Genomic DNA, 25,817 nt, shown 5'->3' with positions numbered 1-25,817 from the left:
GTGAGCATCGACCCTCGACCGGAGGCCGCACGGACTTTCCGTGCGGCCTCCGGGCCTGTCTCCCTCGTGCTGTGCTCGCTGCTCGCGATCTTCCTGCTCGGCGACGCCGTCGTACGCGCCGGCTGGGGCCAGATGCTCCTGCTCGCGCCCTGGGTGCTGCTCGGACTCTGGGTGGTCTACGAGATCGCTTTCGTCTCGGTCGTCCGCATCGACGACCAGGGAGCGATGGTGCAGAACATGCTGCGTCGCACCTCGTTCGGCTGGAGCCGCGTGCGCGACGTCGACCTGCGCTGGCAGCTCGTCTTCTCGCTCGACGACGGCACCGACCTGTCGAGCTACGGAGGGCCGGCTCGAGCGCGGCCGGTGCGACGCGCGACCGGCGACGACGAGGCCAAGGCCCCCGTCGCGCTCCGCGACCTCACCGACGTCCGTGACCGCTGGCAGGCGGCTCTCTCCGGTGCGGACGCGCCGATCCGCCGCACGTGGGACTATCGGGCGCTCATCGCCCTCGGTGTCATCGTGCTCTGGGCCGTGGCGTCGATCCTGATCGCGAACGGCTGACCTCGCCTCGGCTCTCAGCCGGGCAACCCGAACAGCGCCGGCCAGGTCGCCGCGGCCCAGGGGTAGCCGACGAACACGGTCGCGTCGATCAGGAAGTGCGCCACCAGGAACGGCATCAGCCGGCCACTGCGCTGGAACAGCCAGCCGAACAGCAGGCCCATCGCGAAGTTGCCGATGAAGGCGCCGGGCCCCTGGTAGAGGTGGTAGCTCGCGCGCAGCAGCGATGTGGCGACGATGATGGCCCACGGACCCCAGCCGAGCTGCCTGAGCCGGGCGAAGAGATATCCGAGCACGACGAACTCCTCCTGCAGCGATGCGCGCGCTGCAGCGAGGAGAAGCACCGGGATGGTCCACCAGTGGCTGTCGAGCCCCGCGGGATTCACCGCGACGAACAGCCCGAGTGCGCGGCCGGCGAGATACAGCCCGATGCCCGGGATGCCGATGGCTGCCACCAGGAGGATCCCGCGACCGACGTCCGGACCCACCCGGGTGCCGTCGAGACCCAGGCGCGCGAGGTGCGGCCTCGAGGATTGCCAGAGAAGGAAGCACACCAGCAGCACCGGGACGAGGGAGAAGCCGATCGACAGGATCTGGTAGATCAGGTCGAAGATCTCCCGATCGCTCCGGGAGGGGTTCAGGGTCGCGGTCTGGTCGGCGAGCGGCGTCTCGTCGGTGAGGCGGTACGCCAGCTGAACGACCGCATACACCGCTGACTGACCGAGGCCGAGCGCGAGGACGATCGCCACCTCCCACCACAGACGACTGCGTGAGGGAGCGGGGAGAGGTCGGCGACGGTCACGATCACGATGCTACTTCGAGAGCGCTCAGGAACGACTCGCCCGAATACGATAGTCTGGAACGTCGGCTTCTCGGCAAAACCCCACACTCTTTAGGACATCTGCATGGCGCACGCCCTTCGCTCTGACCTCCGCAACGTCGCAATCGTCGCGCACGTCGACCACGGCAAGACCACTCTCGTCGACGCCATGCTGCGTCAGACCGGCTCGTTCGGCGAACACGCCCACGTCGATGAGCGCGCGATGGACTCGAACGACCTCGAGCGCGAGAAGGGCATCACGATCCTCGCCAAGAACACGGCGATCACCTACAAGGGCAAGCATGCTCAGGGCAAGGAGATCACGATCAACGTGATCGACACCCCCGGCCACGCCGACTTCGGTGGTGAGGTCGAGCGCGGCCTGTCGATGGTCGACGGCGTCGTGCTGCTCGTCGATGCCAGTGAGGGCCCGCTCCCGCAGACCCGTTTCGTGCTGCGCAAGGCTCTCGAGGCCAAGCTGCCCGTCATCCTCCTGGTCAACAAGACCGACCGTCCCGACGCTCGTATCGCCGAGGTCGAGGAAGAGGCCCACGACCTGCTGCTCGGCCTCGCGTCCGACCTCGTCGACGACGTGCCCGACCTCGATGTCGACGCCCTGCTCGACGTTCCCGTCGTCTACGCGTCCGGCCGTGCCGGCGCGGCCTCGCAGAACCGCCCCGCCGACGGATCGCTGCCCGACAACGACGACCTCGAGCCGCTGTTCGAGGCGATCCTCGAGCACGTCCCCGCTCCCGCCTACGACGACGAGCACCCGCTGCAGGCCTGGGTCACCAACCTCGACTCCAGCCCCTTCCTCGGTCGTCTCGCTCTGCTGCGCGTCTTCAACGGCACGCTGAAGAAGGGCCAGACGGTCGCCTGGGTCCGCGCTGACGGCACGCACCAGAACGCACGCATCACCGAGCTGCTCAAGACGCGGGCGCTCGAGCGCTACCCGGCCGATTCGGCGGGCCCGGGCGACATCGTCGCCATCGCCGGCTTCGAGAACATCACGATCGGTGAGACGATCGCCGACCCCGAGGATGTCCGGCCGCTTCCCGCGATCACCGTCGACGACCCGGCCATCTCGATGACGATCGGCACCAACACCTCGCCGCTCATGGGCAAGGTCAAGGGTCACAAGCTCACCGCTCGCATGGTCAAGGACCGTCTCGACAAGGAGCTGATCGGCAACGTCTCGCTCAAGGTCGTCGACATCGGACGCCCGGACGCCTGGGAGGTGCAGGGCCGCGGAGAGCTGGCGCTGGCCATCCTCGTCGAGAACATGCGCCGTGAGGGCTTCGAGCTCACCGTCGGCAAGCCGCAGGTGGTCACGAAGAAGATCGACGGCAAGACGTACGAGCCGTTCGAGCACCTCACGATCGACACGCCGGAGGAGCACCTCGGCGCGATCACGCAGCTTCTGGCGAACCGCAAGGGCCGCATGGAGAACATGACGAACCACGGCACCGGCTGGGTCCGCATGGAGTTCATCGTCCCGTCGCGCGGTCTCATCGGGTTCCGCAGCGAGTTCCTCACGACGACCCGAGGCACCGGCATCGCGAACGCGATCTCGCACGGCTACGAGCCGTGGGCCGGTTCCATCACGACCCGTCAGAACGGCTCGATCGTGGCCGACCGTCAGGGCGTCGTGACTCCGTTCGCGATGATCGCCCTGCAGGAGCGCATGTCGTTCTTCGTGCAGCCCACGCAGGAGGTCTACGAGGGCATGGTCATCGGCGAGAACTCCCGCGCCGATGACATGGACGTCAACATCACGAAGGAGAAGAAGCTCACCAACATGCGTGCGGCGAGCTCCGACACCTTCGAGTCGATGACGCCCCCGCGCCAGCTGACGCTCGAGGAGAGCCTCGAGTTCGCCCGTGACGACGAATGCGTCGAGGTCACGCCCGAGGTCGTCCGCATCCGCAAGGTGAATCTCGACGCGAACACTCGTGCGCGTGAGACCGCTCGCCTGAAGCGCCAGGACGCGAACGTCTGAGAATCGTCTGAGAGAAGGGGCCCTGTACCGCCGGAAACGGCGGTACAGGGCCCCTTCTCACGAAACGTCCAGGAGCGCCGTTGCAGAATCGTTACCTTGCGCCTGGGGCGATCTCCCGATGAGTGTCCTGTGACGGGCGTACGACGACCCGAAAGTCGAACCCAATGCTTCACACCACCCGTGCGCTTCGGCGCGCCCACGCGGCGGCGACAGCTCGTAACGCCATCACGGCGCGTCGCCCGAAACTGATTCTCGGAACGATCACCGGCGGCGTGCTCGGCCTCGCTCTGACGGTCGGCATCGTGTCCGCCCCCGCGGCCGGCGCCGAGTTGCCGGACGCCGTCGCAGGCGTCACCTCGTTCGTCACCGGCGAGCCGGACGCCCCGGCCAAGAGCGCGGATGACTCGGCGCTCACGATGGTCGCCGCTCAGGATGCCGTCGCGGCAGCTGAGGCGCTGAACGCAGAGGTCGCGGCATCGGGCCTCGATCTGGGCGCCGCACCCTCGAGCGTCGACACCGCTGACGTGACCACGTGGGTCGATCAGCTGGCGGACCGTGATGACTTCTCGAACAGGGAGCTCTCGAGCCTGACCGCGTACGCAGTCACCGGAACCGACGAGATCGTCGCGGAGACCGCTGCGCTGCAGGCGTCCTATGTCGCGGCCCAGGAGGCGAAGGCCGCTGCGGACGCGGCTGCGGCCCAGGCGGCGGCTGAGGCCGCGGCGCTCGCTCAGACGAACACTGTCGACGGCGCGAAGGCCGCGGCTCGCGACATCGCGTCGAGCGAGTACGGCTGGGGCGAGGACCAGTTCTTCTGCCTGAACTCGCTGTGGACCAAGGAGTCCGGCTGGAACTACAAGGCGTACAACGCCTCGGGTGGCGCGACGGGGATCCCGCAGGCTCTGCCCGGAAGCAAGATGGCGTCAGCCGGGTCCGACTGGCAGACCAACGCGGCCACTCAGATCCGCTGGGGCCTCGGGTACATCTCGTCGGTCTACGGCACCCCCTGCAGTGCGTGGGGCCACTCCCAGTCGGTGAACTGGTACTGAGCCGCAGCTCCGCACACCTCCCTCCGAGACCCACCCCGCCTGCGTGCGGTGGTGGGTCTCGGTGTGTCCGGACATGTGTCGCAACAGGGCACTGCATGCTCTAGGCAGCGCGACGCATTGGCACTACGGTGAGCGATGACGGCTGGGGGGTCGTGGACTCGAAGGAGAACGCATGGACGTCGCGGCGCTGGCTGGCATCCCGCAGCAGGTCTCGACGGGTGGGCTGCCCGGGTGGGAGAGGGTCGACCAGCTCGTGCGTGAGGCTCATCGCCTGTATGCGCAGGACCACGGCGGCGCGGTCGCCGACTACATCCCGGTGCTCGCCGAGGCCGACCCCGAGCTGTTCGGTCTCGCGGTCATCGAGGTCGACGGCGGCCTGCATGACGCCGGGGATGCGCAGCATCCGTTCTCGATCCAGTCGATCTCGAAGATGTTCGTCTACGCCCTGGCGATCCAGGAGCACGGCCATGAGCGGGTGCGCGACATCGTCGGCGTCAACAACACCGGTCTCGCCTTCAACTCCCTGATGGCGCTCGAGCTCAACGGCGGACACCCCATGAATCCGATGGTCAACGCCGGTGCGATCGCGACGACGGCACTGATGCCGGGGCAGACGGCTGTCGAGCAGTGGGAGCGCGTGCGCGAGGGGCTCTCTGCTTTCGCCGGCCGCGCGCTGAGCCTCGACGGCGTGGTGTACGCCTCGGAAGCCGCGACCAACGAGCGCAACCGGGCGATGGGCTGGCTGCTCCGCAGCTACGGACGGCTGGTCGGCGACCCCGACGAGGTCGTCGACGTCTACACGCGTCAGTGCGCTCTCAGCGTCACGGCCCACGACCTCGCGGTGATGGGGGCGACGCTCGCCGACGGCGGCGTGAATCCGATCACGGGCGAGCGGGTGGTCTCTGCGGACGTCTGCCGCGACACTCTCGCAGTGGTGGCATCCACGGGCCTCTACGAGGCCTCGGGTGAGTGGCTGTTCGAGATCGGGCTGCCCGCCAAGTCGGGTGTGGCAGGAGGGATCGTCGCCGTCGCGCCGGGCAAGGGTGCCGTCGCCGGATTCTCACCGCGCCTCGACGCGGCGGGAAACTCCGTGCGATCGCAGCTCGCCATCGGTCACCTCTCCCGCGCTCTCGGACTGAACCTGTTCGCCTCCGCGCCCGCGCCGACCGCTCGGTCGACGGACTGACCTCCTTTCCCGCTCAGAGGACCCTGCCATGACACTCACTTCTCCGGCATCCACGAAGACCTCCTGGATGCCGCTCGTCAGTCTCTTCCTCGCCCAGGTGCTCATGTCGTTCAACGTGGCAGCCCTGCCGATATCCCTCGGTGGCATGGTCAGTGAGTTCGGCGTGCCGCCGACGGTCGCCAGCACCACCATCGTGATGTACGGCCTCGCCGTGGCCGCCCTCGTGATGACCGGCGCGAAGCTCGGTCAGCGGGTCGGCTGGGTCCTCATCTTCCGGATCGTGATCGGCCTGTTCGCCGCGTCGTCGGTGCTGATGATCGTGTCCCCGAGTGTGGGCTGGGCCATCGCGGGGCAGGCGGTCGCCGGCGCCGCCGCAGCGATCATCGTCCCCTCGATCGTGGCGCTGATCGCCGAGAACTATCGGGGCGCGCAGCAGGCGACGGCGATCGGTGCGATCGGGTCCGCCCGAGCCATTTCGGGAGTCACCGCGTTCCTCATCGGCGGCACGCTCGGCACCCTGGTCGGATGGCGGCCGATGTTCTTCATCGTGTTCGGCATCGCCGTGGTCGTCTTCGCGTTCAGCTTCACGCTGCGAGGTGATGGGGGAGACGCGTCGATCCGCATCGACCTCGTGGCGTCGCTCCTCATCGGCGCGGCCATCGTGCTTCTGACCCTGGGTTTCAACAACCTCAACGGGTGGGGTGCCGTCGCTGCGACCGAGGCCGCACCCTTCAACATCCTCGGGCTCTCGCCTGCGCCCGCCTTCGTCGTCGTCGGGATCGTGCTCGGTCAATGCTTCTTCGTCTGGACTCGCCGTCGGATGGCCGAGGGCAAGGTGCCGCTGATCGACCTCAGCATCCTCGACTCGTCGAAGGAGCGCGCTGCCGTGTACGCGATGTTCATCGTCGTGGCGCTCGAGGCATGCGTGAACTTCACCATCCCCCTGTACATCCAGATCGTGCAGGGAAGGACGCCCTTCGACACGTCGCTCGCGATGATGCCTTTCAACCTGACCGTGTTCATCACCGCCACACTCGTCGTCCGGTTCTACAAGCGCTACCCGCCGCGGGTCATCGGCGTCTTCGGCTTCATCCTCACCACGGTCGCGCTCGTCTGGCTGTCCTTCGTGGTGAACAACAACTGGGAGACGCTTCCGACGATCCTCGGGCTGGTCGTGTTCGGCATCGGTCAGGGTGCGCTCGTGACCCTCGTCTTCAACGTGCTCGTCACCGCGGCGCCGGCTGAGCTCGCGGGTGATGTCGGCTCGTTGCGCGGCACCACGCAGAATCTCGCCTCGGCGGTCGGGACCGCTCTGGCCGGCGCACTCCTCGTCTCGCTCCTCGGGGTGAGCATCGGCCGCGCGGTCGTCGAGCACCCCGAGCTGCCGCCGTCGCTCGTCGCGCAGGTCGACATGGACAACCTGAACTTCGTCAGCAACGACGACCTGCGCGCAGCACTCGAGCAGACGGATGCGACGCCCGAGCAGGTCGACGCGGCGGTGGCCGTCAACGAGGAGTCCCGTCTGGGGACGCTGCGACTCGGCCTGCTGCTGCTCGCGGGACTCAGTGCCGTGGCGATCCTGCCTGCATCCCGGCTGCCGAAGTACAAGCCGGACGAGATCCCGGACCCGTCACCGGTCTCGGGCTCCGCGCCGAAGTGATGCTCAGCGCAGCTCCGAGATGAGCACCGCACTGGTCGAGGCGATGGTCGCCTCGAACACGTGGGGCGCGTCTCCGGCGTACGAGAGATAGTCGCCCGGGTTCAGCAGCACGGGGGCGTCCGACGGACCGATCCGAGCCTGGCCGGAGATGAGGATCACGTGTTCGGTCGTTCCCACGTGATGCGGATCGGAGCGGCGTGGATCCCCCGGATCCGCGTGGATCAGGTACACATCCCGCCTCGCACCCGGCGGGCTCGCTGAGAGCAGGGTCGCGCTGTACGCGGCGACCGACGACGGGACGCCCGTGAGATCATCGGCGCGGATGAGCGTCGGCGCGTTGCTCTGCTGATCGACGAGGACGGCGAACGGCACCCCGAGCGCGACGCCGAGCGCCCAGAGCGTCTCGACGCTGGGGTTGCCGGCACCGGACTCCAGCTGGGAGACGGTCGCCTTCGAGATTCCCGCTCGACGCGCCAACTCCGACACGGACAGTCCGGCTCTCTCCCTCTCTCTGCGCAGAGTGCGGGCGATGCGTGTTCGGAGTTCCTCCATGTGTTCATCATGTCAAACGATCGTTCGCTTGACTATCCCGGACACCGCGTTCAGAATGATGGTCATGTGTTCACCGCAGCGAACGATCGTTCGATGAGCGCCGACCGCGAGGTCTGGCGTGAAGCGCTGGGAGTCGTCGCCACCAGCGCCTATGGCATCTCGTTCGGCGCGCTGGCCGTGGCATCCGGACTCGACGTCTGGCAGGCGTGCGTGCTGAGCCTGCTGATGTTCACGGGCGGGTCGCAGTTCGCCTTCGTCGGAGTCTTCGCCGCCGGAGGAGTGTCCGCACTGCCGTCGGCGATCGCGTCGGCCGCGCTGCTGGGAGTGCGCAATGTCGCATACGGCATGCGGATGTCACCCGTCGTCGGCACGACCACCGGACGGCGGATAGCGGCGGCGCACTTCACGATCGACGAGTCGACCGCCGTGGCCATCTCGCAGACTGATCCGCGGCTGAGGCAGGTCGGCTTCTGGGTCACCGGGATCGGCATCTTCATCGGCTGGAACATCACGACCCTGATCGGGGCACTCGTCGGCGACGTGCTCGGTGACCCCAAGACCTGGGGGCTGGATGCTGCGGCGGCCGCGGCGTTCCTGGCTCTGCTCTGGCCGCGCCTGAAGGAACGTCAGGCCATAGCGGTCGGGGTGGCTGCGGCGGTGGTGGCGGCCGCCCTCACGCCGTTCATCATGCCCGGGCTGCCCGTGCTCGTGGCAGCCGTCGTCGCGATCATCGTGGGCTGGTTCAACTGGCTCGGTCGAGTCGATGCCTCCGCACCCGACGGTGGGGAGGCCGCCGCGTGAGCATCTGGAGTGCGATCCTTCTCGCTGCGGTGATCTGCCTCGCTCTGAAGGCCGCCGGGTACCTCGTGCCGCCCTCGGTGCTCGAGGCACCGCGACCGGCGCGCATCTCCGATCTGCTCACCGTGGCCCTGCTCGCCGCGCTCGTGGCCGTGCAGACCCTCGGAGCCGGGCAGGCCGTCGTCGTCGATGCACGGGTTCCCGCTCTGCTCGTCGCGGCCGGGCTTCTCTGGCTGCGTCAGTCGTTCCTCGTCGTGGTGGTCGCGGCCGCCCTCGTCGCGGCTCTCCTGCGCCTGTTCGGGCTCGCTGTCTGAGCGCCCCTTCGCGGCGGCGCGCGTAGGATCGACTCGTGCGTATCGGATGGATCTCCCGGGTGCTCTCCTGGATCGCCGCGGCTCTCGTCGGCGGCGTGTTCGGCGTCGCAGGGACGATCGGTCACAGCCTCATGTGGGGTCCCGTGCCCGTCGGACTCATCGTCGGAGCGATCGCGTGCGGCGCGATCCTCGTCGCGATCCGCGCGCTCACCCACGACCGAGGCGCGACTCTCGCCGCGGGGCTCGGCATGCTCGGCATGCTGGTGCTCATCTCCGGCGTCGGGCCCGGGGGATCGGTGGTGGTCGAAGACACGCTCAGCGGTCGCATCTGGACCTATCTCGTCGCGGGGCTCGTGCTCCTCGCTGTCGCATGGCCCTCGTTCTCGCGGCTTCCGACTCGCACCGAGGCGCAGGCGTCGACGGCCGCGGCATCCGGCACGGCGCCCGGCGCAGACGAGGCGACCGCCCCTCGTGCCCCCGTCCTGGGCGATCGGACCGGCGGCGAGTCGTAGACTGGAGGGGTGACGTATGTGATCGCCCTCCCGTGCGTCGATGTCAAGGATCGCGCCTGCATCGACGAGTGCCCCGTTGACTGTATCTATGAGGGCGAACGCTCGCTGTACATCCACCCCGACGAATGCGTCGACTGCGGCGCCTGCGAACCCGTCTGCCCGGTCGAGGCGATCTACTACGAAGACGACCTGCCGGATGAATGGCAGGACTACTACAAGGCCAACGTCGAGTTCTTCGACGAGGTGGGCTCCCCGGGCGGTGCGGCCAAGGTCGGCGTCATCGCACACGATCACCCGATCATCGCCGCTCTCCCGCCGCAGGGCGAGTAGTCCGTGAGTGTTCGCGACCTCGCCGACTACCCGTGGGATGCGGTCGTTCCCTACCGCGAACGCGCCGCGCGTCATCCGGACGGAATCGTCGACCTGTCGGTCGGTTCGCCCGTCGACCCGACGCCCGAGCTGATCCGCCGGGCGCTGTCGGAGGCGACCGATGCGCACGCCTACCCTCAGACCGTCGGCACTCCCGCCCTTCGTGAGGCGATCGTCGAGTGGTATGCGCGGCGCAGGGAGTGAGCGACCTGACCGTCGCCAACGTCCTGCCCACCATCGGCTCGAAGGAGCTGGTGGCTCTGCTGCCGACTCTTCTGGGCCTGGGGGAGGGCGACATCGTGGTGCATCCCCGAATCGCCTACCCGACCTATGAGGTGGGTGCTCGCGTCGTGGGAGCGACCCCGCTGCCGTCCGACGATCCGACGGAGTGGCCTGACGGCACCAAGCTCATCTGGATCAACACGCCCGGAAATCCGGACGGCCGTACCTGGAGCGTGGAGGAACTGGCTGCTGCGGTCGAGCGGGCTCGAGAGCTGGGAGCCGTGCTCGCGAGCGACGAGTGCTACGCCGAGCTCGGCTGGGACGGCCGCTGGGCGACTGAGCCGATTCCGTCGATCCTCGATCCTCGCGTGACCGGTGGCAGCAGGGCGAATCTGCTCAGCGTCTACTCGCTCAGCAAGCAGTCGAATCTCGCCGGCTATCGTGCGGCATTCGTCGCAGGGTGTGCGCGCATCGTCGGCGAACTGCTCACCGCGCGCAAGCACCTGGGCCTGATGCCGCCAGAGCCGGTGCAGCACGCCATGGCAGTGGCGCTGGGCGATGACGAGCACGTCGCCGCTCAGAAGGCGCTCTACCGAGCGCGACGCGACATGCTGCGGCCTGCGCTCGAGGCGGCGGGGTTCCGGATCGACGGCTCGGAGGCCGGGCTCTACCTGTGGGCGACGGAGGGGCAGGACGCCTGGGCGAGCATCGAGCGGCTCGCCGATCTCGGCATCCTGGCGGGTCCCGGTCCGTTCTACGGTGAGTTCTCGACCCAGCACGTGCGACTGGCTCTGACGGCTCCCTCCGACAGGATCGCTGAGGGCGCGCGGCGTCTGCACGCACAGGCCGTGTAGGTTCTGGCCTCAGATCAGTGGTTCTTTTGTCGGTTGTCACAGTAGGCCTGTGTGCCTACTAGGCTGTAAAGGCGATTCGGTCGTGTATCGACGATCTCGAACTGACCTGGTGCACAGCGCCGTGACATCGCCACATCCGACTTGATGAAGATCCATGAGGAGGCCCGCGTGAGCGCAGCGGCAGAGCAGCAGGCGACGGCGAAGCTGACGATCGGCGATACGACCGCTGAATTCCCACTCGTGCGCGGCACGGCCGGCAACGACAGCATCGACTTCTCGACGCTGACGCGGCAGACGGGTTACACGGGACTCGACTACGGGTTCGTCAACACGGCGTCGACGAAGTCCGCGATCACGTTCATCGACGGAGACAAGGGCATCCTGCGCTACCGCGGGTATCCGATCGAGCAGCTTGCCGGTTCGACGAGCTACCTCGAGGTCGCCTGGCTCCTCATCTACGGCGAGCTTCCCTCCGCCGCCGAGCTCGCCGAGTTCGACGAGAAGATCCGTCGGCACACACTGCTGCATGAAGACCTCAAGCGCTTCTTCTCGGCGCTTCCGCACACCGCGCACCCCATGTCGGTGCTGTCGTCTGCCGTCGCAGCCCTCTCGACCTACTACGAGGGTCAGACCGACCCGCACAACCCCGAGCACGTCGAGCTGAACATGATCCGGATGCTGGCCAAGCTGCCGGTCATCGCGGCGTATGCACACAAGAAGAGCATCGGCCAGGCGTTCCTGTACCCAGACAACTCCCTCGGCTTCGTCGAGAACTTCCTGAAGCTCAACTTCGGCGTGCATTCCGAGGAGTATCAGGTCAACCCCGTGATGTCGAAGGCCCTCGAGCTGCTGCTGATCCTGCACGAGGACCACGAGCAGAACGCGTCGACCTCGACTGTGCGTCTCGTCGGCTCGACGGGCGCGAACCAGTTCGCCTCGATCTCCGCCGGCATCCAGGCTCTCTCCGGCCCGCTGCACGGCGGTGCGAACGAAGCCGTGCTCACCATGCTCGGGCAGATCCGCGATTCCGGTCAGAGCGTCTCGCGCTTCGTCGAGCGGGTGAAGAACAAGGAAGAGGGCGTGAAGCTGATGGGCTTCGGGCACCGGGTCTACAAGAACTACGACCCGCGCGCCAAGCTCGTCAAGGAGGCGGCGGGCGAGGTGCTCGCCGAGCTCGGCGTCACGGATCCGCTGCTCGACCTCGCTCAGGAGCTCGAGGAGCTGGCTCTCGCCGACGATTACTTCAAGGAGCGTCGTCTCTACCCGAACGTCGACTTCTACACCGGCGTGATCTACAAGGCGATGGGCTTCCCGACGCGCATGTTCACCGTGCTGTTCGCGATCGGCCGTCTGCCCGGTTGGCTCGCACAGTGGCGCGAGCTGCAGCTCGACCCGCAGACCAAGATCGGTCGCCCGCAGCAGCTCTACACAGGATCTCCCGAGCGCACCTTCCAGACCCGCTGAATCGACTCGCGATGCCTGTCGTGAGCGCGGAGGCCGTCGTGCCGGTGGATCCGGCGACGGCCTTCGCCGTCTCACAGACGACGGGTGCGATCCGACGCCGGTGGGATCCGTTCATCAGTGAGCAGCACTTCCTCGATGGCGCCGATGTCGCGGCCAAGGATGTACGGACGTTCACCAGGCAGCGCTTCGGCTTGTCGATGGTGAGCCGGTATGTGTCCTACGCCCCGCCGAGGAACGTCGGGATGGTCATGGAGACCGGGCCGTGGTTCTTCACGAAGCTCGGCGGAGGCTGGCGGTTCACCGAGGTGCCTGAGGGCACGCTCGCCGTCTGGAAGTACAACTTCTCGTGTCAGCCGACCTGGCTCGCGCCGATCGCCGAGTGGATCGGCGCGCGGGTGCTCGGGTTCGAGATCCGTCGGCGCATCGCCGGTTTCGCCCGAGGGTGCTCAGACCCGCAGGTGCTGGCCGCCGTTCGCGGCTGACCTCGCGCAGGCGGGACGAAGAAGGCGGGTGCCCCGACGCTGAGCGTCGGCGCACCCGCCTGTATGTCTCTCGGGTCAGCGGCCCTGCGAGCCGCGACCACGGCCGCCCTGGCCACCGGAGCGGGATCCGCCCTGGCCACCCTGACGGCTGCCGGCCGTGGCGCCCTGGCCGCCCTGGCCCGAGCGGGGACGACGGCTGCGGCGCGACGGCGGGTTTGCCGCTGAATTGCGCTCGCCGCCGGCGGGGCGCTGCTTCGACGACTGACGCTGCTGCTGCTGGGGCTGAACCGGAGCCGGACGCACGTGCGGCGCACGCTCGGGGACGAGCTCGGTGACGGCGTTCGACGTGACGGGCTCGAGTGCGGCGGTGATCGACGCCTTGCGCAGGAGGTCCTTCACATCACGACGCTGCTCGGGGAGGACCACCGTGACGACGGTTCCCGCGGCTCCCGCACGGGCGGTGCGGCCGGAGCGGTGCAGGTATGCCTTGTGCTCCATGGGCGGATCGACGTGGACGACGAGGTCGACGTTGTCGACGTGCACGCCACGGGCGGCGACGTCGGTCGCGACGAGGACGCGCACGCCTCCGTCGGCGGGATCTGACGAGAAGGCGCCGAGGTTGCGCTCACGCGCGTTCTGCGAGAGGTTTCCGTGCAGATCGACAGCGGGGATGCCCGCCGCGGTCAGCTGCTTCGCGAGCTTCTTCGCCTGGTGCTTCGTGCGGGTGAAGAGGATGCGGCGACCGGTGCCCGAGGCGAGCTCGCGCACGAGAGTGGTCTTGTTGTCGGTGGAATCGACGACGAGCACGCGGTGCGTCATCTCGCCGACGGGCACGCTCTCCTCGTCCACCTCGTGGCTCACGGCGTTCGAGAGGAACCGGTGGGCGAGGGTGTCGATGCCGCGGTCCAGCGTGGCGCTGAACAGCAGGCGCTGTCCGCCGGCGGGCGTGGCGGTGAGGATGCGGGTGACACCCGGCAGGAAGCCGAGGTCGGCCATGTGATCGGCCTCGTCGAGCACAGTCACCTCGACGGAGTCGAGCTGCACGACCCGCTGCTTCATCAGGTCTTCGAGGCGGCCGGGGCACGCGACGACGATGTCGACGCCGTTGCGCATGGCCTGTTCCTGGGGACGCTGGCTGACGCCGCCGAAGACGGTGGTGACGCGCAGGCCCTTCGCCTCGGCGAGGGGCGCGATGGTCGCGGCGATCTGGGTCGCGAGCTCACGGGTCGGAGCGAGGACGAGTCCTCGGGGGTGCCCGGGGCGGCTCTTGCGCGACGAGGCGGCGAGGCGGGCGACGAGGGGGAGCGCGAAGGCGATCGTCTTGCCGCTGCCGGTGCGGCCGCGGCCGAGGAGGTCGCGTCCGCCGAGCGAGTCGGGAAGCGTGTCGCGCTGAATCGCGAACGCCTCGGTCTTGCCGTCCTTCGCGAGGACGGCGGCGAGGTCGGCGGGCACGCCGAGATCGAGGAAGGAAGTCATGAAGTATCTCCGAGAAATGCACGCACGAGCCGAGGGGCCGGGTGCGAAAGGTGGGCGACGGCGCGGGATCGCGCATCGTTTCGCCGTTCGAAATGGCCAGAACCAGGCAAGTGGCGCGGGAGCGTGTCGACGACGCAGACGTCTCGCAGTGCGAGTGGCGTCACCGCGACACTATCACGGCAGTCCCGGAGAAGGCTGAGACGGCCCGCTCTCAGCGAGTCGCGCGATCAGGCGTGGAGTGCGTCGTTGAGGGTCACACCGACGCCGGCGCGCTGCACGGCTTCGACCGCGCCGCTCAGCGAGTTGCGGCGGAACAGCAGTCCGTCGCGTCCGGACAGCTCGGAACCCCTGGCGGTCTTCCTGCCGCCGTCAGGCGTCGCCGGGCCGTCGACCAGCACGACCTTCGTGCCGGCCGTCACGTACAGTCCGGCCTCTACGACGCAGTCATCGCCGAGCGAGATGCCGATGCCCGCGTTGGCTCCCAGCAGCGTGCGTGCCCCGATGGAGACGCGGTGTGCGCCGCCGCCCGAGAGCGTGCCCATGATCGACGAGCCGCCGCCGATGTCGCTGCCGTCGCCCACTACGACGCCCTGGGAGATACGTCCTTCGACCATCGACGCACCGAGGGTGCCTGCGTTGAAGTTCACGAAGCCCTCGTGCATGACGGTCGTGCCGGGGGAGAGGTGCGCGCCCAGGCGGACGCGCGACGCATCTGCGATGCGCACACCGGCAGGCTGCACGTAGTCGGTGAGCCGGGGGAACTTGTCGAGCCCCTGAACCTGGATCCCTGAGCGCTGGAGCACGGGTCGAAGCCGCGCGGCATCCACGGGGTGCATGGGGCCGGCGTTCGTCCACGCCACGTTCGGCAGATGCGCGAAGATGCCGTCGAGGTTGAGTTCGTTCGGTCGCACCAGGAGGTGCGACAGTGTGTGCAGCCGCAGATAGGCGTCAGCGGTCGAGGCCGGCGCCGCATCGAGATCGATCTGCAGCTGTACCGTCTGCACCGAGACGTTGCGACGTTCGTCCGGACCGGTGAACTCCTCGAGCGCCGCGAGCGCGGTGGCCGCGTCGTCGGCACCGGGCTCGACGGCCGTCACCTCGGGGAACCAGGCATCGAGTACGGTGCCGTCACCGGCGATCGTCGACAGTCCAGTACCCCACACGGTGCGCGCCTCAGTCATACCTCCACGGTATCGCTACCGGCGACGGGGGATGGTCCAGATGTCGGGGTAAGTAGGCTGGGGTCATGATGCTCGATCTGACCGCGTCCTCCGTCGACCTGACCCGTGCGATCTGCGACATCCCGAGCGTGTCGGGTGACGAGAAGGCGCTTGCGGATGCCATCGAGCAGGCGATCTCCGCGTATCCCCATCTCGAGGTGATCCGCCACGGCAACACGATCGTCGCGCGCACCGATCTCGGGCGAGCGCAGCGGGTCGCGATCGCCGGACACATCGACACCGTGCCGATCAACGGCAACGTGCCGACGAAGGACGTCGAGATCGACGGCGTCGAGTACATCTGGGGCCGGGGAACCGTCGACATGAAGAGCGGCACCGCTGTGCAGCTGAAGCTCGCCGCCGAGCTCACCGAGCCCTCGGTCGACATCACCTGGATGTGGTACGACAACGAAGAGGTGGAGGCCTCGAAGAACGGGCTGGCGCTCCTCGCCGCGGTGCGGCCGGATCTCTTCCAGGCCGACTTCGCGATCCTCGGCGAGCCGTCCAACGGCGAGGTCGAGGGTGGCTGCAACGGCACGATGCGCGCGATCGTGCGCACCACCGGCGTGCGTGCGCACGCGGCACGTGCGTGGATCGGTGAGAACGCCATCCATCGGGCAGCCCCGATCCTCGCGCGCCTGGCCGAGTACCGTGCACGAGAGATCGCGGTCGACGGACTCCTGTATCGGGAGAGCATGAGCGCCGTGCGCATCACAGGCGGGGTCGCAGGCAACGTGATCCCCGATGCCTGCGAGGTCGAGGTGAACTACCGGTTCGCTCCGAGCAAGTCGGCAGCAGATGCAGAAGCGCACATCCGCAACCTCCTCGCCGGCTTCGACGTGGAGGTCACGGACGCCGCAGAAGGCGCGCGGCCGGGCCTCGACGCGCCGATCGCCCAAGACTTCGTAGCCGCCGTCGGCGCCGAGCCTCGCCCGAAGTACGGCTGGACCGATGTCGCTCGGTTCTCCGCCCTCGGCATCCCCGCCGTGAACTACGGACCGGGAGACCCGCACCTCGCGCACCATGACGAGGAGCGCGTGCCGCTCGCGCAGATCGACGCCGTCGAGCGAGGACTGCGCGCATGGCTCAGCTCGCGCTGACCGCGACCCGCCGGTGGGCCGCAGCGCCACTGGCGCTGCGCGTGGCCCTGATCTACCTCGCCGCTCGCGCGGTGACGACCGCGATGATGATCGCGGCGGCGACGCAGTCGACATCGCTGTCGAGGTTCGGCGCAGAACCGGGCCTCGCCGATTTCATCGTCGGGTGGGACGCGCAGTGGTACTGGCTCGTCGCCGAAGAGGGATACCCCTCGGATCTGCCGCTCACCGAATCGGGTGACGTCGCTGAGAACGCCTGGGCGTTCATGCCGGTGTTCGCCTTCGCCGCCAAGGCGATCGGCTTCGTGTTCGGGTCGTGGGGGATGGGCGCCTTCCTGCTGTCATTCGTGGCCGGCTACCTCGCCTGTCTCGCGCTGCACCGATTGCTGCGCGATCGGATCGGCGCGCGTGCGGCGATGTGGGCGGTGGTGTTCTTCGCCTCCGGACCGATCGCGGCGATGTTCCAGGTGGGGTACGCCGAGACCCTGTTCCTGCTGCTGCTCTTCCTGGCTCTCGATGCCACGGTGCGACGGAACTACGCATGGCTGTATCTCCTCATCCCCGTGATGGCGTTCACCAGACCGGGGATTCTCGCGTTCGCGCTGTACCTGGGTCTGCACGGCATCCTCCGCTGGTGGCATCGCAGGGATGATCCGCTCGCCCCGCGGGAGATCATGCACATCGTGGCGCTCGGCGCACTCGCCACGGTCGCGGGCTTCTCGTGGCAGGTCATCGCCGGTGTCGTGACCGGCGATCCCGGTGCGTACCTGGCGACCGAGCTCTCTTGGCGTCGCAACTGGCTCGTGGGCGGTGTCGACGGGTTCGTGCCTTTCGAAGGGTGGGTCCAGGCATCCCAGTTCTGGTTCGGTCAGTGGGGACTCCCCGGCTCGTGGGGGCCGGTCGCCGTCGCGCTCCTGGTGGTGGCAGCGGGTGCCGCCCTGCTCTACGTGCCGCAGGTGCGTGCGCTGGGTCCCGACCTGCGGCTGTGGAGCGCGAGTTACCTCCTCTACCTGCTCGCGGTGTTCTTCCCTCAGTCGAGCACCTTCCGGCTGCTGCTGCCCGTGAGCCCGATCTGGGGAGCACTCGCGGTGCCGCGCTCGCGCGTCTGGCGGCTCGGGGTCCTGGCCGTCTGCCTGCTGGGGCAGTGGCTGTGGATATTCCACATCTACGCCCTGGGGAACACCTTCTGGCAGGTGCCGTGAATGTTAAGGCTTGATGCATTTCTTCATAGGGGACATCCAGGTTCCGGTAACACCCGATAAACTGATCGCATACCACCGGAGGAAAAGGAGCCCACGATGGCAGCGATGAAGCCGAGGACCGGAGACGGACCCATGGAGGCCGTGAAAGAAGGGCGACTCATCATCGTGCGCGTCCCGCTCGAAGGCGGCGGCCGTTTGGTCGTCTCCGTGAACGACGCAGAGGCGAAGGAGCTTCACGACGTGCTGGCAGCCGTCGTGACGCCCGCCTGATCGAACTCGAATTCGCGCACGCGGATTCACGAAGAGGGCGACGGATCGATGATCCGTCGCCCTCTTCCGTCCGTTCACGACGGTGTTCGGCTCAGCTCTCGCCGACGCTGATCAGCTGCAGCAGCCCCTCGCCGGAGGCAGAGACGGTCGCGAGCACGGCTGATGACTCCTGAGTCTCCTGCACGAGCGAGCGGTAGGCGGAGGTCACCTCGTCGCGCTGCACCGGATCGGCGACACGGCCGCCTCCGAGAATGCGGGGGACGAGAACCATTCCGCCTCGACGCACCAGCCGCAGGCCATGCTCGACGTAGTCGATGACGTTCTCGGGGTCGGCATCGACCAGCACGATGTCGTATGACGCCTCGTTCATGCGGGGCAGCACGTCGGCCGCGCGACCTGTGATGAAACGCGCCTTCGTCGCGGGGACGCGTGCGTCGGAGAAGGCCTGACGGGCGGCGGCGAGGTGCTCGGGCTCGTTGTCGATCGAGGTCAGCACCGCCTGCGGCGCGCCGCGCAGCAGCCAGAGACCCGAGACTCCGGCGCCCGTGCCGATCTCGACGATCGATCTGGCACCGGTCGCGGCGGCCAGCACGGCGATCTGCGAGCCGACGGCCGCGCTGATCGGCGACGCGCCGAGTTCGATGGCGTGCGCACGCGCGCGGGCGATCGGCGACGGCTCCGCGATGGACTCGCGGATGAAACGTGCATTCGCATCGTTCTCGCTCATTGCCTGATTCTCCCGACTGAGATATGTGTTCTCCCAGGGTATGCGCTCGGTGCGCGGCACAACGGCAGGCGCGGCGGTAGCCTGGACAGATGCAGTTCGGGATCACCTTCGAGAAGCTGCTGCTCATTGGTCTGATCGCTGTGCTTCTCATCGGACCGGAGCGGCTGCCCCGCTACGCCGAGAGCGTCGCCAAGCTCGCTCGGCGCGCCGGCGAGTTCCTCCGCGACACCAAATCGCGTGTCCGCGACGAGATGGGTCCCGAGATCGACGACGTCGACTGGCGCAAACTCGATCCACGGCAGTACGACCCCCGGCGCATCATCCGCGACGCGCTCTTCGAAGACGACGCTGCGCCCGGTCCCGCCCGTGCGGAGGCAGTCGTTGCGGAGCCGACGGTGAAACCGGTGCGGACGGCGAGGGTGCGACCGGAGTTCTCGGTCGCGAGCCCTCCGCCGTACGATTCCGAAGCGACATGAGCCCGAGTCTCCGCCCGGCGGAGCTCCGCTGCGAAGGCTCAGCCGATGCGCGCGCGCAGCGTGGCGAGGTCGTCGTCCGTCACCAGTGACCGGGGGATGGCGGTGATCGCCGACGCGCCACGCAGCTTGAGCAGTACCGCGTCAGCGCCTGCTCGCACGCTCTGGAAGGTGCTGTAGTCGATGTCGGACGAGCGACGCCCCGCGCCGATGTGCAGGGCAGTGTCGCCCAGTCGCACCCAGACGACGGTGCCTGGCGGGGTCGCCGAATGCACGGCACGCCGTGCTCCGACGATCGTCATCACGACGGCATAGACCATCAGACCGATGCTCGCGACGGGGAGCAGACCCGATAGCCCCGGGTTGCCTCCGGTCGCGCTCAGATTCAGGATGCTCAGCGCGAGCGCTGCAGCGAGGGCGATCCACATCACGATCGCCGCAGGACGAGTGAGCGCGTAGACCGCGGCATCTCGAGCCATTCCCCGAAGCAACCGCTCATCGACGGTGACAGTCATGGTCGGGCCTATCCGACATTCATGGGAAGCGACCGGCCGGCGAGTCCGCGCCCCTGTCCGGCGAGAGTGCGCGCCAGATCACGGATCGCCGTCGCCGCCGCATCGGCGCCGTCGCTCAGGACGACCGGCACACCGTCGTCGCCTCCGGAGCGCAGCGCGGGGCTGAGCGGGATCGACGCCAGCAGTGGGACGGACTGCGTCTCGGACAGCGCCTCTGCGACGGCGGCACCTCCACCCGAGCCGAACAGGTCTATCACGGTGCCGTCCGGCAGGGTGAGCGCGCCCATGTTCTCGACCACGCCGATCACCCGCTGACCCGTCTGACGCGCAACCAGCCCGCTGCGGATCGCGACGTCGGATGCGGCCGCCTGCGGGGTCGTCACGACGAGCACCTCGGCGTGCGGCAACAGCTGCCCGATCGAGATCGCGATGTCGCCGGTGCCGGGGGGCATGTCGATCAGCAGGATGTCGAGGTCGCCGAAGAACACGTCCGTCAGGAACTGCTGCACTGTGCGGTGCAGCATCGGACCGCGCCAGGCCACCACGGCCTCGCCGTCGCGCAGGAACATGCCGATGGAGATCGTCTTCACTCCGTGGGCGACGGGCGGGAGCATGAGGTCGTCGATGCGCGTGGGCTGTGTCCCCGCGGGGATGCCGAGGAGCCCGGGGATCGAGAAGCCGTGCACATCGGCGTCGACGAGACCGACTGCGAGACCCTGCGCGGCGAGTGCGACCGCGAGGTTCGCCGTCACCGTGGACTTGCCGACCCCGCCCTTGCCGCTGGAGACGAGGATCACCCGCGTGAGCGAGTCCGGGCCGAAGGGCATCTGGCGCGGCGGCCGGCCGTCGCGCAGCTTCTCGGTGAGCGCCTTGCGCTCGGTGGGCGTCATGACACCGACCTCGACGTCCACCTCGGTGATCCCCGGCACGGAGGCGGCGGCCGCGCGGACGTCCGATTCGATGCGGGCGGCAGCCGGGCAGCCGACGATCGTGAGGACGATCGCGACGTGCGCGCGCGAACCGTCGACGTCGATCTCCCTGACCATGTCGAGATCGCCGATGGGGCGTCGCAGCTCGGGATCTGTGACCGCGGCTACGGCCGCCCGCACGGAATCAGCGGTGCTCATGATGATGCGGCGCGGCCGCGGGGGCGTCGCTCGACCGGCTCGTCGTCATGGTCTCCGAGCTCGGCGAGCAGCGACTTGAGCTCCTGCCGCAGCACATCGCGGGTCACGACCTGGTTGTTGCGCTCCTCGAGCGACATCCGCAGCGCGACGATCTCACGGGCGAGGTACTCGGTGTCGGCGAGGTTGCGCTCGGCCCGCTGACGATCCTGTTCGATCTGCACTCGGTCACGGTCGTCCTGGCGGTTCTGCGCGAGAAGGATCAGAGGGGCCGCGTACGACGCCTGCAGCGAGAGCATGAGGGTGAGGGCCGTGAAACCGAGCGCCGCGTCATCGAAGCGCAGGTGGTCGGGCAGCAGTGTGTTCCAGCAGATCCAGAGCACACAGAACAGAGTGAGGATCAGCAGGAACGCGGGGGTGCCCATGGCGCGGGCGACCCACTCGGTGAAACGGCCGAAGCGATCACGAGACGTCGAGCGCTGGCGGGAGGTGCCGCGGCCCAGGGGTGCGTCGAGCCGAGGCGAGCGCGACCGGGGCATCAGCGCACCTCCTTGGAGACCGTCGGCTCGTCGCTGTCGTGCGTGCGCCAGTCATCGGGCAGCAGGTAGTCGAGGACGTCGTCGATGCTGATCGCGCCGACCAGTCGGTGGGCGGCGTCGATCACGGGGAGGGAGACGAGGTCGTAGCTCGCCAGCATCCTGGCGACCTCAGCGGCGGACGCGGTGACCCGCACCGGCTCGAGGCTGTCGTCCATGATGGCCCCGAGACGTTCGTGCGGCGGGTAGCGCAGCATCCGCTGGAAGTGCACCATGCCGAGCAGTCGACCGGTCGGCGTCTCGAACGGCGGCAGGGTCACGAAGACCGCGGCGGCAAGGGCGGGGTGCAACTCGTGGCGCCGGATGAGGGCGAGCGCCTCGGCCACCGTCGCGTCGGCCGACAGGATGATCGGCTCGGGCGTCATGAGTCCACCGGCCGTGTCGGGGCCGTAACGGAGCAGCATCCTGACGTCCTCGGCCTCTTCGGGCTCCATCAGCTCGAGCAGCTGCTCGAGACGATTCGGCGGAAGCTGCGCGAGGAGGTCCGCGGCGTCGTCCGGTTCCATCTGGTCGAGGATGTCGGCGGCGCGCTCGTCGCCGAGTCGATCGAGGATATGCACCTGCTCGTCTTCGGGCATCTCCTCCAGGGCATCGGCCAGGCGGTCGTCCGAGAGCTCCTCGGCCACCTCGATCATGCGCTGCTGGGGGAGGTCGAGCAGGGTGTTCGCGAGGTCGGCTGCGTGGAGCTCCGAGTACGACGCGACGAGCTGCTCGGCCGACTGGGACTCGCCGGGGGAGTGCTGCTCGGCGACCTCGCTCCAGGCTGCGAACGTGGTCGGTCCCTTCGCGAACGGAGAGGCGCTGGTCTTCGGTCGACGCAGGAAGAGCTGACTGATCGCCCATTCCCCGATGCGGTTCGGCTCGATGGCGACGTCTTCGATCACGGCGGTGCCGCTGCCGTCGACGAGGCTCACCCGACGCCCGAGGAGCTCGGCGAGAACGCGCACCTCGCCGGCGCGCGGTGAGAATCTGCGCACATTGATGAGACCGGTGCTGATCACCTGGCCCGCGCGGATCGACGTCACCCGTCCGATGGAGAGGAAGACCTGTCTGCGCCCGGGGATCTCGACGACGAGGCCGATGACGCGGGGAGCACCCGTACTTCGGTACACGATGACGACATCACGGACTTTGCCGAGCCGGTCGCCCACGGGGTCGAAGACGGCGCAGCCAGCAAGGCGCGCGGCGAATACCCGTTGTGTGCTCACTCGTCCAGCGTAGTCGCCGGTGTCGCAGGGGTGGCCCCCGGCGGCACCGCTGCACGACACACTCCCGGCCCTGTCACCACAAGGCATGGAACAATGGCGGGATGAGCATGCTGAACCGTCCAGCCGACAGCCGCGATGAGGGCGAGATCGTCGCCTCCACACGCGATTACGAAGGCGCCCAGAAGACGGTGTCGAAACTGATCGCCCAGGAGGTGCCCGCCCGGGACATCGCGATCATCGGACAGAGCGTCCGGACGGTCGAGCGCATCACCGGGCGTCTGGGCTATGCAGCAGCCGCCCGATCGGGAGCGATCAACGGCGTGCTCATCGGTCTCTTCCTCTCTGCGATCCTCGTGATCGGCAACCCGGAGGTTCCGATCCAGCTGTTCGTCGGATTCGTCTTCATCGGCGTCGCACTCGGGATGCTTCTGAGCCTCGTCACGTATGCGATCGTGCGGCGACGCCGCGACTTCGCGAGCGTCACGCAGTTCGCGGCCGATCACTACGAGGTCCGCGTCCAGGCCGCTTCGCTCGCGAAGGCCCGTCTCGCCCTGGGTGCGGCCACGCCGGCACCGGCGCGGGCACCGTTGAACCTCGACGAGCCGCCGCGGTACGGCGAGCGCATCACCCCCGGCGCGCACGAACCGGCCGGACAGCCGACGACCACGACACAGCCGACGCCCGAAGAGTCGACGCCCGGAGCCGATCCGACTCCCGGCAGCGAGCCGACACCGCCGCTGGGCGGCGGTGAGACTCCGCCTGCAGAGCCGGCCGTCCCGCCGAGGCCCGCGGATCCGGAGCCGCCGTCTCCCGCGGCGCCCGGGACCGGTGGCGCGGGGGTTCCTCCGAAGTCTGCGGAGCCCGCCTGATGTCAGACGCACCCCGCGATCCGTCGACCCCGTCCGAGCGATCGGCGCAGCCCGCACCGCCGCCCGTGCCTCCCGTTCCGCCCTTCCCTGACGGGCAGCAGCCCGCGGCGCCGGCCCGTCCGCTGAACCCGTACGCCCCGCCGCCGGCGCCCGGCTCAGCCCCGCAGCAGTCGCACGGCTACGCACCGCCACAGGGCTCCGCGTACGCACCGCCGCAGGGCTCCGGGTATGCGGCACCCCAGGCCCCGGGGTATGCGGCACCCCAGGCCCCGGGGTATGCGCCGCCTCAGGCGCCGGGCTACGCGCCGCAGCAATCGGCACCGGGCTACGCGCCGCCGGCCTACCCCGTACAGGGGTACCCCGTCGGCGCCTACCCTGCGGCCGTCCCCCCGCGGGGTCTGCTTCCGTGGGCACTGGGCCTGCTGATCCTCATCCCGTTCCCGTTCGTCGGCGGACTCGCGTCCGGACTCGCCATGGCCGTGAGCGGCGGGGCGTCCCGTCGATACGGCGGGGTCGCGCGTGAGAACGCTCGCGCTGCGCTGAACTGGGGGCTGACGTACCTTCTGGTCTCCACGGTGCTCCTGGTCACGCACTTCGTGCTGCTCTTCGCGCTGACCTCCGATTCGCCGACCACCGGCTTCTACCCGCTCGGCATCCCCATCACGCTCTATTTCGCGCTCTCGGTGCTGCACGTCGTGCTCGTGATCGTGGGGATGGTGCGTGCGTCGAGCGGCAAGGTCATGCGCGTGCCGTTCGCCATCCCGTACCTGCGGGCCTGATGATCGAGATCCCTGTCGAGCTGCCCTCCGGGGTGACGACGGTCTCTGCCGACTGGGCGCCCGGCGACAACGGCGCGACAGTCCTGATCGCCCACGGCGCCGGTGCGGGCAAGGACCATCCATTCCTCGTGGGATTCTCGGATGCGCTCTCGGACCGGGGATTCTCCACCCTGCGGTTCAACTTCCCCTACGTGGAGCAGGGGCGCAGGATGCCGGGGCCTGCGGCGCACGCGATCGCGACGTGGAACGCGGTGGTGGCCTTCGCGCGCGATCTCGACGCGGAGGCCGCCATCTGGGCCACAGGCAAGTCCTACGGCGGACGCATGGCATCGATGGCCGTGGCCGAGGGACTGGCGGTCGACGGTCTCGTCTACCTCGGCTACCCGCTGCACGCTCCGGGCAGACCGGAGAAGCCGAGAGCCGACCACCTGCCGGCGGTCGCTGCGCCGCAGCTGTTCGTCGAGGGTACGAACGACCCCTTCATCCAACCTCTGACACAGTTCGATGACGTCGTCTCCACGTGTCAGGACGCCCGCCTCGTCTGGATCGAGGGTGGCGGTCACACCTTCGAGGTGAAGGGGCGCAAGCGTGCGGCATCCGACATCGGCGCGTCGCTCGCGCCGATCGTCGCGGAGTTCGTCCGGCCCTGACAGCATGGCAGGGTGAGTCTCGAACGCGTCGCCCTGATCTCCGATGTCCACGGAAACCTGACCGCTCTCGAGGCGGTGCTCGCCGACATCCATCGCCGGGGCATCGCCCGCATCGTCAACCTCGGAGACACGGCGGGCAAGGGGCCACGAGGCGAGGACGCCGTGCGGCGCTGCCGCGACGTGTGCGAGGTGAACGTCCGCGGCAACTGGGACGACTTCCTGCCGACCATCCCCGACGACGGGCCGTCCGAGATGCTGTGGTGGCGAGATGAGCTGTCGGCGCCGAGCAGGGCGTGGCTCCGGTCGCTTCCGCTGAGTGTCGATCTGGTCCTCAGCGGTCATCGGATCCGCCTGTTCCACGCGTCGGCGCAGAGCCCGCACGTCCGCGTGCACTTCGCCCACACGCCCGAGCAGTTCTCCGCGATGTTCGAGGCGACGGAGATGACCGGCGACGGCCCGCTGCCCGATGTGGTGGGCTACGCCGACATCCACGACGCCTACATCGAATCGAACGACGGACGTACGCTGTTCAACGTCGGAAGCGTCGGGAACCCGCTCGACACACCCGTTCCGTCCTACGTGATCCTCGAAGGAGGACAGTCGGCGGACGATCCCTTCGGGATCCAGTTCGTGCGCGTGCCCTACGACGTCGAGGCCGAGATCGCCGTCGCCGAATCGCTCGACATGCCGACCGCCGATGTCTGGGCCGTCGAGCTCCGCACCGCCGTATATCGAGGGCGGCAGGCATCGCAGACGGCGACGCCATGATCGC

General features: G+C 68.5%; 28 protein-coding genes and 1 pseudogene. 20 read left to right on the top strand and 9 right to left on the bottom strand.

Features of this window, described 5'->3' with window-relative positions:
• Complete coding sequence (locus tag ACZZ93_RS05305) at window positions 1-561, top strand: PH domain-containing protein (protein WP_295104154.1); 561 nt, start codon at window positions 1-3, stop codon at window positions 559-561.
• Window positions 562-575: 14 nt separating this feature from the next.
• Here ACZZ93_RS05305 and ACZZ93_RS05300 read toward each other — a convergent pair whose 3' ends face one another.
• Window positions 576-1,307, bottom strand: a complete 732-nt coding sequence (locus ACZZ93_RS05300; protein WP_463510610.1) for a CPBP family intramembrane glutamic endopeptidase — start codon at window positions 1,305-1,307, stop codon at window positions 576-578.
• A 156-nt stretch (window positions 1,308-1,463) separates the two neighbouring features.
• On the opposite strand from ACZZ93_RS05300, the gene typA reads away from it, so the two are divergent.
• The 4 genes from typA (at window position 1,464) to ACZZ93_RS05280 (ending at window position 7,272) form a co-directional block, all read left to right on the top strand.
• Window positions 1,464-3,377: a translational GTPase TypA gene (gene typA / locus ACZZ93_RS05295; protein ID WP_053095568.1), complete on the top strand. Its 1,914-nt coding sequence runs from the start codon at window positions 1,464-1,466 to the stop codon at window positions 3,375-3,377.
• A 164-nt stretch (window positions 3,378-3,541) separates the two neighbouring features.
• On the top strand, window positions 3,542-4,426 hold the full coding sequence (locus ACZZ93_RS05290) for an aggregation-promoting factor C-terminal-like domain-containing protein (protein WP_463510609.1): 885 nt from the start codon (window positions 3,542-3,544) through the stop codon (window positions 4,424-4,426).
• Between the two features lie 172 nt (window positions 4,427-4,598).
• Window positions 4,599-5,612 carry a glutaminase A gene (glsA, locus tag ACZZ93_RS05285; RefSeq protein WP_053095570.1) on the top strand — a complete coding sequence of 338 codons (1,014 nt, stop codon included), beginning with the start codon at window positions 4,599-4,601 and terminating at the stop codon, window positions 5,610-5,612.
• 28 nt (window positions 5,613-5,640) lie between these two features.
• Window positions 5,641-7,272, top strand: a complete 1,632-nt coding sequence (locus ACZZ93_RS05280) for an MFS transporter (RefSeq protein WP_463510608.1) — start codon at window positions 5,641-5,643, stop codon at window positions 7,270-7,272.
• Between the two features lie 3 nt (window positions 7,273-7,275).
• On the opposite strand, the gene ACZZ93_RS05275 is transcribed toward ACZZ93_RS05280, so the two are convergent.
• Complete coding sequence (locus ACZZ93_RS05275; RefSeq protein ID WP_463497496.1) at window positions 7,276-7,824, bottom strand: helix-turn-helix domain-containing protein; 549 nt, start codon at window positions 7,822-7,824, stop codon at window positions 7,276-7,278.
• 93 nt (window positions 7,825-7,917) lie between these two features.
• Here ACZZ93_RS05275 and ACZZ93_RS05270 point away from each other — a divergent pair, with 93 nt between their 5' ends.
• From ACZZ93_RS05270 to ACZZ93_RS05240, 7 genes and pseudogenes are all read left to right on the top strand, one after another.
• The gene (locus ACZZ93_RS05270) at window positions 7,918-8,625 is read left to right on the top strand and encodes an AzlC family ABC transporter permease (protein ID WP_463510607.1); all 708 of its coding nucleotides are present in this window, start codon (window positions 7,918-7,920) and stop codon (window positions 8,623-8,625) included.
• On the top strand, window positions 8,622-8,936 hold the full coding sequence (locus ACZZ93_RS05265) for an AzlD domain-containing protein (protein WP_053095573.1): 315 nt from the start codon (window positions 8,622-8,624) through the stop codon (window positions 8,934-8,936). Before ACZZ93_RS05270 ends, ACZZ93_RS05265 begins: the two co-directional genes overlap by 4 nt.
• 35 nt (window positions 8,937-8,971) lie before the next feature.
• Window positions 8,972-9,448, top strand: a complete 477-nt coding sequence (locus ACZZ93_RS05260; RefSeq protein ID WP_230100669.1) for a histidinol dehydrogenase — start codon at window positions 8,972-8,974, stop codon at window positions 9,446-9,448.
• 9 nt (window positions 9,449-9,457) lie between these two features.
• Window positions 9,458-9,778 carry a ferredoxin gene (gene fdxA, locus ACZZ93_RS05255; protein WP_042542002.1) on the top strand — a complete coding sequence of 107 codons (321 nt, stop codon included), beginning with the start codon at window positions 9,458-9,460 and terminating at the stop codon, window positions 9,776-9,778.
• Between the two features lie 3 nt (window positions 9,779-9,781).
• Window positions 9,782-10,893 (top strand): annotated as a pseudogene (gene dapC, locus ACZZ93_RS05250) (succinyldiaminopimelate transaminase).
• Window positions 10,894-11,037: 144 nt separating this feature from the next.
• Complete coding sequence (locus tag ACZZ93_RS05245; protein WP_187249390.1) at window positions 11,038-12,357, top strand: citrate synthase; 1,320 nt, start codon at window positions 11,038-11,040, stop codon at window positions 12,355-12,357.
• Between the two features lie 11 nt (window positions 12,358-12,368).
• Entirely contained in the window at window positions 12,369-12,839 is a 471-nt protein-coding gene (locus tag ACZZ93_RS05240) for an SRPBCC family protein (protein WP_053095575.1), read from the top strand.
• Window positions 12,840-12,914: 75 nt separating this feature from the next.
• Here the strand turns inward: ACZZ93_RS05240 and ACZZ93_RS05235 are convergent, their stop codons facing one another.
• Window positions 12,915-14,315: a DEAD/DEAH box helicase gene (locus ACZZ93_RS05235; protein WP_463510606.1), complete on the bottom strand. Its 1,401-nt coding sequence runs from the start codon at window positions 14,313-14,315 to the stop codon at window positions 12,915-12,917.
• Window positions 14,316-14,542: 227 nt separating this feature from the next.
• The gene (dapD, locus tag ACZZ93_RS05230) at window positions 14,543-15,496 is read right to left on the bottom strand and encodes a 2,3,4,5-tetrahydropyridine-2,6-dicarboxylate N-succinyltransferase (RefSeq protein ID WP_463510605.1); all 954 of its coding nucleotides are present in this window, start codon (window positions 15,494-15,496) and stop codon (window positions 14,543-14,545) included.
• Window positions 15,497-15,561: 65 nt separating this feature from the next.
• On the opposite strand from dapD, the gene dapE reads away from it, so the two are divergent.
• The 3 genes from dapE (at window position 15,562) to ACZZ93_RS05215 (ending at window position 18,104) form a co-directional block, all read left to right on the top strand.
• Window positions 15,562-16,635 (top strand): succinyl-diaminopimelate desuccinylase, encoded by a 1,074-nt coding sequence (gene dapE, locus ACZZ93_RS05225; protein ID WP_463510604.1) that lies wholly within the window; start codon window positions 15,562-15,564, stop codon window positions 16,633-16,635.
• Window positions 16,617-17,834, top strand: a complete 1,218-nt coding sequence (locus ACZZ93_RS05220) for a hypothetical protein (protein ID WP_187249392.1) — start codon at window positions 16,617-16,619, stop codon at window positions 17,832-17,834. The genes dapE and ACZZ93_RS05220 overlap by 19 nt, the downstream gene beginning before the upstream one ends.
• A 96-nt stretch (window positions 17,835-17,930) precedes the next feature.
• Window positions 17,931-18,104, top strand: coding sequence for a DUF3117 domain-containing protein (locus ACZZ93_RS05215; protein WP_067122349.1), 174 nt, complete (start codon window positions 17,931-17,933; stop codon window positions 18,102-18,104).
• A gap of 91 nt (window positions 18,105-18,195) precedes the next feature.
• Here ACZZ93_RS05215 and ACZZ93_RS05210 read toward each other — a convergent pair whose 3' ends face one another.
• Window positions 18,196-18,831, bottom strand: a complete 636-nt coding sequence (locus ACZZ93_RS05210) for an O-methyltransferase (RefSeq protein ID WP_053095580.1) — start codon at window positions 18,829-18,831, stop codon at window positions 18,196-18,198.
• 89 nt (window positions 18,832-18,920) lie between these two features.
• Here ACZZ93_RS05210 and ACZZ93_RS05205 point away from each other — a divergent pair, with 89 nt between their 5' ends.
• The gene (locus ACZZ93_RS05205; protein WP_053095581.1) at window positions 18,921-19,307 is read left to right on the top strand and encodes a Sec-independent protein translocase family protein; all 387 of its coding nucleotides are present in this window, start codon (window positions 18,921-18,923) and stop codon (window positions 19,305-19,307) included.
• A 38-nt stretch (window positions 19,308-19,345) separates the two neighbouring features.
• Here ACZZ93_RS05205 and ACZZ93_RS05200 read toward each other — a convergent pair whose 3' ends face one another.
• Genes ACZZ93_RS05200 through ACZZ93_RS05185 form a run of 4 tightly spaced genes read right to left on the bottom strand, consistent with a single transcriptional unit; the run spans window position 19,346 to window position 22,747 of the window.
• Window positions 19,346-19,819 (bottom strand): YcxB family protein, encoded by a 474-nt coding sequence (locus tag ACZZ93_RS05200; protein ID WP_372984634.1) that lies wholly within the window; start codon window positions 19,817-19,819, stop codon window positions 19,346-19,348.
• A gap of 8 nt (window positions 19,820-19,827) precedes the next feature.
• Entirely contained in the window at window positions 19,828-20,946 is a 1,119-nt protein-coding gene (locus ACZZ93_RS05195; RefSeq protein WP_463510603.1) for an Mrp/NBP35 family ATP-binding protein, read from the bottom strand.
• The gene (locus ACZZ93_RS05190; RefSeq protein WP_463497482.1) at window positions 20,943-21,482 is read right to left on the bottom strand and encodes a DUF1003 domain-containing protein; all 540 of its coding nucleotides are present in this window, start codon (window positions 21,480-21,482) and stop codon (window positions 20,943-20,945) included. Before ACZZ93_RS05190 ends, ACZZ93_RS05195 begins: the two co-directional genes overlap by 4 nt.
• Window positions 21,482-22,747: a magnesium transporter MgtE N-terminal domain-containing protein gene (locus ACZZ93_RS05185; protein WP_053095585.1), complete on the bottom strand. Its 1,266-nt coding sequence runs from the start codon at window positions 22,745-22,747 to the stop codon at window positions 21,482-21,484. Before ACZZ93_RS05185 ends, ACZZ93_RS05190 begins: the two co-directional genes overlap by 1 nt.
• 101 nt (window positions 22,748-22,848) lie before the next feature.
• Here ACZZ93_RS05185 and ACZZ93_RS05180 point away from each other — a divergent pair, with 101 nt between their 5' ends.
• From ACZZ93_RS05180 to ACZZ93_RS05165, 4 genes are read left to right on the top strand one after another with little or no spacing between them, the layout of a single operon-like run.
• Window positions 22,849-23,616, top strand: a complete 768-nt coding sequence (locus ACZZ93_RS05180) for a YflT domain-containing protein (protein ID WP_463510602.1) — start codon at window positions 22,849-22,851, stop codon at window positions 23,614-23,616.
• Entirely contained in the window at window positions 23,616-24,395 is a 780-nt protein-coding gene (locus ACZZ93_RS05175; RefSeq protein ID WP_463510601.1) for a DUF4870 domain-containing protein, read from the top strand. Before ACZZ93_RS05180 ends, ACZZ93_RS05175 begins: the two co-directional genes overlap by 1 nt.
• Entirely contained in the window at window positions 24,395-25,045 is a 651-nt protein-coding gene (locus ACZZ93_RS05170; RefSeq protein ID WP_463510600.1) for an alpha/beta hydrolase family protein, read from the top strand. The genes ACZZ93_RS05175 and ACZZ93_RS05170 overlap by 1 nt, the downstream gene beginning before the upstream one ends.
• A 12-nt stretch (window positions 25,046-25,057) precedes the next feature.
• Window positions 25,058-25,813 carry a metallophosphoesterase family protein gene (locus tag ACZZ93_RS05165; protein ID WP_230100663.1) on the top strand — a complete coding sequence of 252 codons (756 nt, stop codon included), beginning with the start codon at window positions 25,058-25,060 and terminating at the stop codon, window positions 25,811-25,813.
• Window positions 25,814-25,817 lie beyond the last annotated feature (4 nt).

The sequence above is a fragment of the Microbacterium sp. AC026 genome, assembly GCF_979258475.1.
The sequence above is the reverse complement of the archived record's forward strand: the minus strand, read 5'-3'. Positions and strand labels throughout refer to the sequence as shown.